Below are 12945 nucleotides of genomic sequence, written 5' to 3' on the forward strand. Positions count from 1 at the left end.
ACAATGAGCGAAACAGCAAATATTGATGATACAAGAACAGATTCCCGCGAGAGTATGGACGGGTTGGAAGACGACGAAAAAGGCGGTTTCCGTGGTAAAGACGGAGAAGGCAAATTCGGTCGTAAAAACGCAAAATATAAAAAGAAAGTATGTAAGTTCTGCGCTGACAAAGCCTTACTTGCAGGACTTGATTACAAACGAGTAGACATCTTAGAAAGATTTGTTACCAACCGTGGTAAAATCATTCCAAGAAGAATTACTGGGACTTGTGGCAAACACCAAAGAGCACTAGCTCGTGAAATCAGAAAATCCAGATCTATCGGCTTATTGCCGTTTAAAGTTCTGTAGGAGTAACGGATGAAAGTTGTATTGCAAAAAGATGTATTGAATCTTGGTGATGCTGGTGATGTGAAAGAAGTTGCTGATGGTTATGCACGTAACTTCCTCATTCCTAGAAGATTTGCAGTCCGTGCAAATGATGGAAACACAAAAGCTGCAGTCCACCAAAAGAGACTTGCTGAACTGAAACGCGACAAACGTGTGAAGGTGATGAAAGAACTTTCTGCTTCTATCGAAGGTAAAACTTACGAGATAAAAGTGAAAGTGGGTGAGAACGACAAACTTTTCGGATCTGTAACAGCGAATGATATTGCACTCGCAATCAAAAACGCTGGAGTAGAGCTCGACAAACGCAAACTAGATTTAGGTGAGCCGCTAAAAGCAGTGGGCGAATATAAAATTAAAGTTCGTTTGGCTGAAGGTGTTGTTCCACAAATCATAGTGAAAGTCGTCGGCCAAGCATAGTTTTACGCTTCCGCTTTTTCGATGAATTCTAACCCCCTTCAGGAGATAGAGTCTGAGAAGAACTTAATCGGTTATTTACTCATGAGAGGGGTAGCCGGGCAGGAAGACTTAGGTCTAAGCCCGGATGATTTCTACATGGACAGCCACAGAAGAATTTTTGAGGCTGTCACAGATCTCATCAGTGAAGGGATTTCCATTGACTTGGTAACTGTCACAAACCAGATGCGGGAAAAACATCTTTTTAAAGATGAATCTCGCGACTTGGAATACATTACTTCCCTCTACAAAGATACAGTTCCCTTTCAACCACTAGACTATTATGTTCGGCGAGTGAAACGTGTTTCGGATCGTCGTAAGTACGTCGAAGCACTAAACCAGGCCATTGACAAAGTAAAAATTGAGCCTGGAGAAAACGATTCTGTATTCAGTCTCGTAGAACAGTCGCTTATGGATATTTCTCGCCAAGAGAGATCCAAAGGTTTACGAAAAGTAAAAGATGATGCCAATGCCCTGATTGATTATATCAAAAATGTGGTGGCGGCAAGCCAAAACGGAACCGGTGGAATCAATGGATTAAAAACTCATTTCACTGGTCTTGATATGGCAACGACTGGTCTTAAGTCACACGAACTTATGATCCTTGCTGCTCGTCCTGGAAATGGAAAAACAACATTTGCCTTAAACATTGCTGCCAATGCGGCTTTGAAAGAGCGTAAAACGGTGGTTATCTTTTCACTCGAGATGAGCCGGATTGAACTCCTCCTCAAACTCATCAGTGCGGATGCAAGGATTGATTCTTACGCACTCAAAGCGGGAACTCTTACTTCTGCACAAATGACGCAACTAAAGGACAGTATTGGAAACATTACTTCCGCAAGTCTTTACATCGATGATTCTGGGTATTTGACCATCCAAGAATTTTCGGCAAGACTACGCCAACTTCGAACAACTGAAGAAGTGGGGCTTGTGATTGTAGATTATTTACAACTTATGAGTGATCCAAAGGCGGCTATGGGGGGAAGGCAACAAGAGGTTGCCAATATTTCTAGGGGACTCAAACAAATGGCAAGGGAAGTGGGTTGTCCCATCATCGCTTTATCGCAGATGAACCGTTCCATTGAAAACCGCTCCAAAGACCAAAGGCCACAACTTTCCGACTTACGGGAGTCAGGTGCCATTGAGCAGGATGCGGATATTGTATGTTTTATATATCGAGAGGAAATGGTGAAACCTCCCGAAGAGCTAGACCCGAACAAACGGGGAATGGCTGAGATCATCATCGCCAAAAACAGAGCGGGTGCTACGGCCGATTTTCCATTGATGTTCAATCCGAAGATCAGCCGTTTCGACAACGTTCCATTATAAAGAGGTTTTCAATTGAATCAGTGGGTCACGTCAGAATATAAAAATAGAATTAGCGCAACAAGTGTATCGGATGCATCTGTCGGTAAAACTTTATTCCTATCTGGATGGGCATTCCGTTACCGCGACCAAGGGGGAGTGATCTTTATCGATCTTCGTGATCGTTCAGGAATTTTACAAATCGTTGCACGTAAAGAAATCCTTGGTGAAGACTTCACAAAAGTAGAAAAAATTCGTTCTGAGTTTGTGATTGCCGTAAAAGGAAAACTTTCCCTTCGCGATGCCGAATCAGTAAATCCTAAAATGGAAACCGGCAAATACGAACTTATAGCTGAATCTGTAGAAATTTTAAATACATCCAAAACTCCTCCTTTTACTTTAGATGAGTTTGATCCTTCTGGGGAAGAAATTCGTTTGAAGTATCGTTATCTGGACATGCGTAGAGAAGAACTTCGGGATCGTTTGGTTTTACGTCACAAACTAACCTTTGCTCTTCGTGAGTATTTGGACAGTAAATCCTTTTTAGAGATTGAAACTCCTATTTTAAATAAATCAACTCCCGAAGGTGCTAGAGATTTTCTTGTTCCGTCTAGGTTGAATGCTGGTGAGTTTTATGCTCTACCACAATCCCCACAACTTTTCAAACAAATTCTAATGATTGGGGGAATGGAACGTTACTTCCAAATTGTAAAATGTTTTCGGGATGAAGACCTTCGTGCCGACCGCCAACCTGAGTTTACACAACTCGATATGGAGTTTTCTTTTGTCACCGAAGACGATATTCGTACTGAAATTGAAGCCATGTGGGCTTATGCCTTAAAAAAAGTTTTTAACTTAGAAGTCAGTGCTCCTTTTATGACTATGCCTTACCATGTGGCCATGGAAGAATACGGTTCGGACAAACCAGACATTCGTTTTGGAATGAAACTGGTCAATGTTTCGGAAATTGTCAAAGACGCAGACTTCCAAGTTTTCAGTGCTGCAGTTTCTGGTGGTGGGGTAGTCAAAGCCATTTGTGTTCCTGGTGGTTCTGTCATTTCTCGTAAAGAAATTGAAGACTTAACTGCTTGGCTTTCGCGAGACTTCCGAGCCAAAGGCCTTGCCTATATGAAACATGGGGCAAACGGACTTGAGTCCACCATCACGAAACGTTTCACTCCAGAGGCACTTGCGGCCATTGCAAAAGCAGTTGGTTCCAAAGAAGGGGATATGGTTTTCTTTGGAGCGGACTCTTCTAAAATAGTGAATGCATCACTTGGGGCATTACGTTTGAAATTATCTGAAAAATATGATCCACCTAAGGTACCTTATAGTTTCCACTGGGTAGTGGATTTTCCAATGTTTGAATTGGATGAAACTACCAAAACTTGGACCTTCCTCCACCATCCTTTCACTTCCCCTAAAGAGGAAGACTTTGACAAACTTAGAGATTGGAAAGCTGGGAAATCAGTTGACCTTTCTTCGATTGGTGCTAAAGCTTATGATCTAGTTTTGAATGGAACAGAAATTGGCGGTGGTTCGATCCGGATTCACAATCCAGAAATCCAAAGCCTGGTTTTGGAAGCGATTGGAATTGGGGAAGAAGATGCAAAATCCAAATTTGGATTTTTACTGGATGCCCTTTCCTTTGGAGCGCCACCTCATGGGGGGATTGCTTTTGGTGTGGATCGGATTATGATGTTACTCACAGGGGGAACTTCCATTCGTGATGTCATTGCTTTCCCAAAAACTCAAAAAGGAACTTGTATGATGAGTGAAGCACCAGGTCCAGTCGAAGCAAAACAACTAGAAGAACTAAAACTCAGGGTAGTCACTATCTAATATGGATGAAAGTTTTACATTTCAGGAAGAGTCCCTCTACCAAACGGTATGTGGGATTGGAGACAGCAAACTCCCGTTATGGGAAAGTCGACTCAATGTAAAACTCATCCCTAGAGGTAAATCTCTTATCATTCAAGGTAGCGAAGACCAAGTTCAGGTTGCTTTGGGTACCTTCCAGAAAGTGGAAGAAAATTTCAAACGGAGACCAGATAAGTCTGAATATTCTTTTTTTGATATTGATTACTTAGTGAATAAAGTAAAGGACTCAAGTGGCGGTTGGCCCACTCCTGGTTCTTCTGATTTCCAAAAGGAAGGAGAAACTTGGACTCCCCGAGATAAAATTTTTGTTACCTTCAAAGGAAAACCTATTTTCCCAAGAACCAAAAACCAGGAAAGTTTTGTCGATAGCCTTCATAAAAACTACATCACCATCGCTATGGGTCCTGCAGGAACTGGTAAAACTTTTTTATCGATCGCCACGGCCTGTCGAATGATGCAAACAGGGGAAGTGGATAGACTCATTCTCACAAGGCCTGCAGTAGAAGCAGGCGAGAATTTGGGATTTTTACCCGGTGACTTAACACAAAAAGTAAATCCATACCTTCGTCCCATCTATGACGCATTACACGAATGTATTGGTTTTGAAAAAACCACAGAATATTTACAAGTGGGTAAAATTGAAATTGCTCCCATTGCCTTTATGAGAGGAAGGACACTTTCTCATTCCTTTATCATTTTAGATGAAGCGCAAAACTGTACCTTACCTCAATTAAAAATGTTTCTCACTCGGTTTGGAAAAAATTCAAAAATGGCAATTTCTGGGGATGCCACACAAATTGACTTGGCCCATGGCCGGTCGGGACTGGAAAAAACAGTGTATACCCTTCGCAATCTAAATGGGATTGAAACGATTTTTTTTGGCAGAGAAGATATCACACGCCACCCCATCGTCGAATCTATTGTCAGACGATTCGAAGAGAACGAAAGTTTATTCTCTAAAAAACCATGAAAGCAATTTTAGATTCCTCCATGACAAAAGTGACAGACTTCCTAACTAAAGTTAGGCCTGTATCGGTTGTCAGAAACATCCAAATCATTTTAGTATCACTGACTTTATTATTTGTGACCTATGTACTTTCGATTCCTTTTTTTGGACAAACGAGAGTCAATACCGATCCAGATGGTTTGTTTTCGGAAGGAAAAATCGCACCAGAAACCATCCAGTCGGTAAAAGAATTTTCTTATGAAGATACTGAAAAAACTAATATGGAAAAACAAAAGGCAGTCGCCAATGTTCCTTTTGCTTTTGATAAAGACTTCGGAATTTTAGTTGCCGGTATAGATACCAATCTTTCAGAAGATGTAGAATTACTTAGAAGTATCGTCGTAGAAGGAAAGGGAACTCCTGCCATTGTGAAAGACAGAATTCCAAGATGGCGTAACCGGACCAATGAGGAAATCCAAGCCATATTAGATTACCCAAAAAAAGAAAAATTAAAAAACTTTATCGGACAATATACCAACTTAATTTTTTCCAAGTATTGTATTGTAAAAGAAGACCTCCCTTTTGCAAAAGATTTGGACAAAGCAGGGGCAAAAATCCGTAACATTGGAACCCAAGACCAAACTTCTATCATTGATGGAAATTTAGTCATTCCAAGGTCGCAAATTTATAAGGAAGGACCTGTCGCCTCCGTACTATCTAAGTTAGCTTCCGAAAAATTACCAAATGTTTCTGAATCACTCCTAAAGGCTGTGTCTCGTATTGGATTATACTATGTATATTCATATCCTGCTTGTAATTACAATCCGGAAGAAACTGAAAACGCAAGGATGCGAGCGACTAACTCCATTCCCATTCAAAAAAGTAGAATCCAAGCAAACGAAGTGATTGTCCGAGCTGGAGATGTAATCACTCCAGAAGTAAAGTTAAAATTAGAGATGATGAACCGGTATGCTACAAGGGCCAATTTAGCATCCATTGTATCTATATTTCTCACTCAATGTGTACTCATTGTCATTGTCGGATTTTATCTCATTCGGTATCGTCCTAATCGTTTGAACGACCTTTCCAGTAACTTAATTATCTTTTTTACACTTTGGATAGTGATTGCATCCATTTATCTACTTTCAAAAATTTTTTATGCAACTGACAGTGATTTGTCGGGAGTGTATTATTTTGGAATGTTTGTTCCAGTTGGGATGTTGTGTTTGTTACTTGGCTTTGTTTATGACGAACAACTTTCTATCGCCATTGGATTTTTCCTTGCCTTTGCAGTATTTTTTGCCTCTCGTTACAACCCAACCTCGTTTATGTTGGCCTTTACCGTTGCGGTAATGAGTTCTATTTATGGAAGACGCCTTCTCAAACGAATCGATTTTTTAAAGGCAGGTTTTTTGCTTACCTTTGTCCAAATCCTCATCACAACTGCTGGGTATTTGTTTGATGGAAGAGAGTTTTATGTATCCACGGGAGCAGGTTTTTTTCGAGACCTAACTGATTCTAATCTCTTCCGAATTACGGTGATGTGTTTTATCAATGGTTTTGCCAGTGCCACAGCCGTTCAATTTTTATTACCACTGTATGAATATGTTTTCAATATTCCGACTCGTTTCAAGTTGATTGAACTAGCGGATACAGGACACCCGCTATTGCAGCAACTTTTGACGAAAGCTCCTTCTACTTATACCCATACCTTTATGGTGGCAGCCTTGTCAGAACGTGCCGCTCAGAATCTAAACTTAGATAGACTTCTTGTGCGTGTGGGCGTTTATTTTCATGATATTGGAAAAATTCCTAATGCAGGTTTTTTTGTCGAAAACCAACATCTAATTCCAAAACCAGAACATATTGATAAAAATAATCCTGCTCTTGCTGCAAAAACTGTCATTGATCATGTGTTAGATGGGATCGAAATGGCCAAAAAAGCAAGGCTCCCCAGGGAAATTATCAGTTTTATTCCGGAACACCATGGAACATCCACTATGGCTTTTTTCTATCACAAGGCATTGCAAGAAATATCACCGTCTGCTAGAAAAAATATCAATAAACGCGATTTTCAATATCCGGGTCCAAAACCTCAAAGTAAAGAAACCGGGATTGTGATGATTGCTGATTCATTAGAGGCTGCCTCGCGTTCGTTAGACGAAGTCTCTCCCGAGAGTTTAGATGAACTGATTCGTAAGATTGTTAATTCTAAACTTGCAGAAAACCAATTGGATGAAAGTGGACTAACGATCGGAGATTTGGAAATTATTAAATCTAGTTTTAAAGAAGTTTTACTCTCTAGTTTGCATCAAAGACCAAAATACCCAAAACCAGAAGATACCAAAGCATTGGAAGCCGCCGGTACGAAAAAAAATAAAAAATGAATTCTTCGCTGATGGTTGTAACCCATTGGAATGACCAGTGGGGACCAAGTAAAAATGAAATCGATAGTGAATTGGTTTTAGAAAACTGTGAACGAGTTTTAAAATACCTAAGCCCCCCGTTTTTACAATCTTTAGAACTATCGGTCCTGCTTGTGGACGATATGTTAATGAAAGAAATAAATTTTGAGAGAAGGGGGATAAATAAAACCACCGATGTATTGTCCTTTCCACTTTATTCAGATTCCCCACCTATCCCGTTTCAAATCTTAGGCGAAGTTGTGATTTCTATGGATACTTGTGTTCTCCAAGCAAAAGAAATTGGGCATAGCCTCATTGATGAATTTTATCGTCTGCTTGTTCATGGAATTTTGCATTTGTTTGGGTATGACCATGAAACAAATGAAAAAGATGCAACGCTAATGCGTAAAAAAGAAGATGAGTGTTTGGATTTGGTGTTTGAACAATAGATGGCCATTCGAAAGGAGAAAGGGATTGTCATTCAAAGTCGCGATATTGGAGATAGTGACAGAGTCATTAGTCTTGCAGGCGAAACACAAAGTAGGATGAATTTTTTAAGTAAAGGAATTCGTAAGTCCAAACGTCGCGCCATCATTACTACTGAAATTGGTTCCCTAGTGGAACTTGATTATTACGACCAACCAGAAAAGGATTGGAAGTCAATAAAGGAAGTTCACCTAGTCAATCGGTATGATGATTTAAAGTCGGACTACCTAGGCACACTTTTCGTCTTGTACCTAACAGAACTTACATCAATGATTTACCCCGAAGGAGAAAGCCATCCCTTTCTGTTTCAACTTCTATTGGGGAGTTTGGATACTTGTAATGAAAAAGGGTTTCAGATACAAATCCTTCCCTTTTTTAAATTGCGGGCTCTGTCCCATATGGGCCATTTCCCTTCAGAATTCTATTGCCACACTTGTGGAGAAGAAGTCCTTTCTAAACCTGCTGCTTATTTTTCCGTAGCGGATCGTGAATTTTTATGTTCAGACTGCCATCCTATTCCTAAAGATCATTTGCCTGTTTTGAAACTATTTCATACTATGTTATCAAAGAAATTTTCAAATGTAGTGGGTATGTTCCCTCGGGAATCTGAGTATAGGGATGGGGATCTGATTCTTAATCAGTTTTTACGCTCTCTCTTCGGTAAAGAGTTAAAATCATACTTCGAGTTTTACAAAACTATAGGGTATTTATGAATTCTATTACGAAAACAATTTTACTTTGTATGACTCTTTCAGTTTTTTTTGCTTTGTTCCAACTTTTGCTTAAAGGTGAGAATTTTCGGAAGAACGGAAAAATTCAAACCGGTAAAGAACAAAGAGAAACTTTTCAAACCACGCTTAGGGATGAAAAAGAAAGTATTCCTAATTTTGTGTCTAGGTTCAAAGCTAAAAGTTTTGAACTTTGGCAAAACTCTGACAAACTAAAGATGGAAATCAAATATTAAAAAATGAATGTAAATCAATTATTAAAACAACTTGTATTAGCAGAATTAGAGAAGGCAGTTGATCTCTATCTAAATAAAAAAAATCTTACATCTCTTAAAGATTCCTTAAAAATTAGAATCGAATATTCGAGGGATGAAAAGTTCGGAGATTACTCTTCTCCTTTTGCTTTAGAAAATAAAAATGTACTGAATCTAAATCCAAAAGAAATTGCAGATGCGGTTCTTCTGGAAATTAAAAATGATTCTATGTTTGAATTTGTTAGTTTTTCTCCACCTGGTTTTATTAATTTTCGAATTCATACTAGTTTTTTAAATCAATATGTTGCCTCTGTCATGTCGCCGCATGTACAATTTGCTGAGACGCTAAATAAAGAAAAAATCTTACTTGAATTTGTTTCTGCCAATCCGACGGGACCTATGAATATTGTTTCCGCTAGGTCAGCAGCTTACGGTGATGCGCTTGCAAACTTACTTGCAAGTCTTGGTCACAACGTCAAACGCGAGTTTTATGTAAATGATTATGGAAACCAAGTTTATTTACTCGGTGTTGCAGTTTTACTGCGAATTTTTGAATCCAAAGGTGAGACCATCAGTTTTCAAGAAGAAGAATCTGAGGAATCAGTTATTGATCTTATCAAAAGAAGAATTTTACCTAAGGAAAGTTACAGAGGAGATTACATCAAAGACATTGCCCTCCATTGTTTAGAAGACCAAACTAGATCAAGTTTTGTCTTTGATTCAGTTTCAAATGAAAAATGGGATGAGGTAATTGACTTCCTTTCTCGATTTGCAGTAGAATACAATTTAGCGAAGCAAAAAGAAGATTTAGCTCTCTTTGGTGTGAACTTTGATTTATTCTTTAGTGAACGTAGCTTGCATGATGCAGGCGATGTGGAAAGGGTACCATCGATACTTAAAAAAGAAGATGTTACCACCATTGATGGAAAACTCCATTTCCTTTCGACCATTTATGGAGACGATAAAGATCGTGTGATCCGAAGAGAAGATGGGCGACCAACCTATCTTATGGCAGACATCGCTTACCATTACAATAAATTCCAAAGAGGATTTGATACTCTAATCGATATTTGGGGCCCGGACCATTACGGATACATTGCCAGATTAAAAGGAGCAGTGAAATCTTTTGGTAAAACAGAAGAAAGTTTTCGTGTTCTTATTGCTCAACAAGTCAATTTGATTGAAAACAAAGAAAAAGTCAAAATGAGTAAACGTTTAGGAATTTTCCAAACCATGAGAGACTTACTTTCTTATTTGGGGAAACAAGGTCGGGATGTGGGAAGGTATTTTTTTCTCATGAGAAGTTCTGATGCTCCACTTGATTTCGATTTGGATTTAGCCAAAGATGAATCAGATAAAAATCCAGTGTTCTATATCCAATATGCTCATGCACGGATCTGTTCCATCTTTCGGGAATTACAAGTCCCTATGGAACTCAAACCTTTGGAGTCAGGAATATCTGTGGAATTTTTAAATCAAGAAGAAAGAACAAGGCTTCTCTTTTGGGTGGCAAGACTCCAAGAAGAAGTGTATGATACCGCTTCTAGTTTTGAACCCCATAGACTTACGAACTATCTTCAATCCTTAAGTAAATCATTTACAAAGTTTTATTCTCAAAAAGACAATCGGATCAAAGACAAAGTAGGGAATGAAAGAGATACTCTCCTTATCCTTGTATTGTATACCAAGTTGGCATTAGAAAGTGGATTGAAACTCCTCGGGATCTCGGCTCCAGAGAAGATGTCAAAAGAAGAGACGTAAAAAGAAAATGAAAGCTCCATACATTGTGATTATCTCAACTGGTTCAGAGATTACCGCTGGGCGCAGTGTGGATACAAACGCAGGTTGGATGGCAAACCAACTTTTTGAACTTGGTTGGAAGGTAAAAAAAATCATTGGTCTTCCTGATGATCCTGATCTCATTCTTTCTGAATTACAAACCCTAAAAAAACTCGCAGAAACAAAACCTGTCCTTGTATTGATGACCGGTGGCCTTGGCCCCACAGAAGATGATTACACCTTAGAAACAGTGTTAAAGCTTAACGGAAAAAAATCATATTCAGTTGAGAAGGCTAAGATTCGCTTGGTGAGTGTTTATGAATCTCGGGGAAAACAATATAGTGATATATTGCCAACAGTCCTTCGTCAGACCCATGTTCCGGAAGATTGCAAAACTTTAGACAATACGGTGGGAATCGCAGTTGGATTTGTAGAACCTATGGGAACCAATTCCTATTTAGTTTGTATGCCAGGTGTTCCAACTGAGATGAAGGAGATGTTTCGCCGTCGGCTTGTTCCGGAGCTCAAACGAATTTATCCCCGTGAAAACTTGGTCCAACGAACTAAGTGGTTGTGGAATATCGGAGAATCTTTATACCAAAAGGATTTTGTGGAAACCCATAGAGAGGAACTGTTTCAAAATGTAGAATGGGGTGTTACGGCAAACAGAGGTTATATTAAATGTATCTTCCAGTCTACTGATGCAAACCAATTAGATACAATCGTTCAAAGATTGGAAACTCAGTATCCAAATATTATTTCTGATGATGTATTCGACTTTGTTCACGAACATTTGCTTTCCGAAAAGTTGACTATTGCTGTGGGAGAAAGTTGTACAGGTGGCCTTCTTGGAAAAAAACTAACTGACACTGCGGGATCAAGTTCCTACTTTTTAGGTGGTTTTTTGACCTATTCCAATAAAATGAAGGAATCTTTGTTAGGTGTATCAAGTGAAACATTGCAACAATTTGGAGCAGTCAGTAAAGAAACTGCAGAAGCTATGGCAAAAGGAATCTTTGAAAAAACTAACGCTGATTATTGTATTTCAATCACTGGGATTGCAGGGCCTGATGGTGGGACAGAACTGAAACCTGTCGGAACTGTTTGGATTGGTTTAAAAACTCCTGATGGTTCTATCCAAACTCACTCCTATCTTTTTCCTGGTAACCGAGAAGGGATTCGAGAGAATGCTAGTAATACAGCATTATTTTTATTGAACCAGTCATTAAAACAAAGGAACGTTTAACATGTGGCAAACGATCATCTATTCATTTGGTTTTTTTCTCTTATTCTTTTTTAGTTGGGACGTGGACTTAGATTTAGTTCCAAATATTCGCGAAACTTGGGTCTGGAACAGTGAAGGAAAATTTGGAACTGCTTCTCCAAAAATTGGGGAAGATCCTTTGAAGACAATCAATGGTTACAAAGTCGGGGGTAGGTATTATTCCTTTCGCACAGGAAAATTTCTTGAAATGGATCCTAAGTATCTAGTCGACTTCCCATTACTTGCTAATGGATATTTATTGTATGAAAAGATTGGTGATGAGGTAAATTTTTTCTCTGATACAGGAGAACTTTTCTGGAAAAAACCAATCAATTCCTATCCGAGAAGTGGATACTTTGCATCGCCTGTAATGTATTTATCTGGAGATAATAACACAGTGTTTCTTATGGATGAAAGTGGAAACCGCGTCGGTAAATCAGAGTTAAATGGAAGATTTTTAACCGATTACCAATTTGATTCTAAAAACAAAGGGGTCATCGTTTTGTTTTCTGGTGGTGAGTTGTATCGTTTGGATGAAAAAGGAAATGTTCTTTTTGAAAGAGAATTATCGAAAGAGAAAAAGGATTCTTTTTTTAAATCTGTATCACTTTCACCCGATGGAAAGTATTCTTCGATTCATTATTCGCTGTTAGATAAGGATTTTATCGAAGTATTGGATGAAAAAGGAGAAACTGTAGAAGAGTTTTCATTGCCTAAGTTTTACCCGCATAAACTCTATTTTGTCACAGGAAATGATGGTTCTATGATTTTTAACTTACCCGATTCTTTATCGTTCTACAGGGATGGTAAGATGGTTTGGGAAAAGACTAAATCCAAGGTAGGCGGAGTATACCAATCTATTTTTGCATTAGATACTGTATTTGTTGTTCTTTCCGAATCTGAAATTCTATTCTACAATACTAACGGAAGTTTGATTCGCTCCAAACGAATCCCCCCTTCGGAATTGCCAGTGAGGTTCTTTCCTGGAAAAACAAATTCCGCATTTTATATGCAATCTAAATCTGATTTGATGCAGTTCCAAATTTTTTAAGTGCCG

12 protein-coding genes are annotated in these 12945 nt (G+C 38.9%); all 12 read left to right on the forward strand.

All coding sequences use genetic code 11. The features are described 5' to 3' along the window. Positions 1-54: 54 nt before the first annotated feature. Genes rpsR through LEP1GSC203_RS08805 form a run of 12 tightly spaced genes read left to right on the forward strand, consistent with a single transcriptional unit; the run spans position 55 to position 12939 of the window. On the forward strand, positions 55-348 hold the full coding sequence (rpsR, locus tag LEP1GSC203_RS08750; protein ID WP_232225885.1) for a 30S ribosomal protein S18: 294 nt from the start codon (positions 55-57) through the stop codon (positions 346-348). A gap of 9 nt (positions 349-357) precedes the next feature. Beyond that, entirely contained in the window at positions 358-804 is a 447-nt protein-coding gene (rplI, locus tag LEP1GSC203_RS08755; RefSeq protein ID WP_002973859.1) for a 50S ribosomal protein L9, read from the forward strand. Between the two features lie 21 nt (positions 805-825). Further along, positions 826-2169 (forward strand): replicative DNA helicase, encoded by a 1344-nt coding sequence (gene dnaB / locus LEP1GSC203_RS08760; RefSeq protein ID WP_039937644.1) that lies wholly within the window; start codon positions 826-828, stop codon positions 2167-2169. Positions 2170-2181: 12 nt separating this feature from the next. After that, complete coding sequence (gene aspS / locus LEP1GSC203_RS08765; RefSeq protein WP_002974537.1) at positions 2182-3987, forward strand: aspartate--tRNA ligase; 1806 nt, start codon at positions 2182-2184, stop codon at positions 3985-3987. Position 3988: 1 nt separating this feature from the next. Continuing rightward, complete coding sequence (locus LEP1GSC203_RS08770; protein ID WP_002974416.1) at positions 3989-4996, forward strand: PhoH family protein; 1008 nt, start codon at positions 3989-3991, stop codon at positions 4994-4996. Next, positions 4993-7359: an HD family phosphohydrolase gene (locus LEP1GSC203_RS08775; RefSeq protein WP_002973782.1), complete on the forward strand. Its 2367-nt coding sequence runs from the start codon at positions 4993-4995 to the stop codon at positions 7357-7359. The genes LEP1GSC203_RS08770 and LEP1GSC203_RS08775 overlap by 4 nt, the downstream gene beginning before the upstream one ends. Next, the gene (gene ybeY, locus LEP1GSC203_RS08780; protein WP_002973669.1) at positions 7356-7826 is read left to right on the forward strand and encodes an rRNA maturation RNase YbeY; all 471 of its coding nucleotides are present in this window, start codon (positions 7356-7358) and stop codon (positions 7824-7826) included. The genes LEP1GSC203_RS08775 and ybeY overlap by 4 nt, the downstream gene beginning before the upstream one ends. Next, on the forward strand, positions 7827-8576 hold the full coding sequence (recO, locus tag LEP1GSC203_RS08785; RefSeq protein ID WP_002973991.1) for a DNA repair protein RecO: 750 nt from the start codon (positions 7827-7829) through the stop codon (positions 8574-8576). It abuts the gene before it with no gap. Then, positions 8573-8827 carry a hypothetical protein gene (locus LEP1GSC203_RS08790; protein ID WP_002974464.1) on the forward strand — a complete coding sequence of 85 codons (255 nt, stop codon included), beginning with the start codon at positions 8573-8575 and terminating at the stop codon, positions 8825-8827. Before recO ends, LEP1GSC203_RS08790 begins: the two co-directional genes overlap by 4 nt. 3 nt (positions 8828-8830) lie before the next feature. Next, positions 8831-10606, forward strand: coding sequence for an arginine--tRNA ligase (gene argS, locus LEP1GSC203_RS08795; RefSeq protein ID WP_002974126.1), 1776 nt, complete (start codon positions 8831-8833; stop codon positions 10604-10606). A 7-nt stretch (positions 10607-10613) separates the two neighbouring features. Then, positions 10614-11870, forward strand: coding sequence for a nicotinamide-nucleotide amidohydrolase family protein (locus LEP1GSC203_RS08800; protein ID WP_002973745.1), 1257 nt, complete (start codon positions 10614-10616; stop codon positions 11868-11870). A 1-nt stretch (position 11871) separates the two neighbouring features. Beyond that, the gene (locus tag LEP1GSC203_RS08805; protein ID WP_002973896.1) at positions 11872-12939 is read left to right on the forward strand and encodes a hypothetical protein; all 1068 of its coding nucleotides are present in this window, start codon (positions 11872-11874) and stop codon (positions 12937-12939) included. Positions 12940-12945 lie beyond the last annotated feature (6 nt).

Origin of the sequence: Leptospira terpstrae serovar Hualin str. LT 11-33 = ATCC 700639, assembly GCF_000332495.1 — a bacterium.
Classification (GTDB): domain Bacteria; phylum Spirochaetota; class Leptospiria; order Leptospirales; family Leptospiraceae; genus Leptospira_A; species Leptospira_A terpstrae.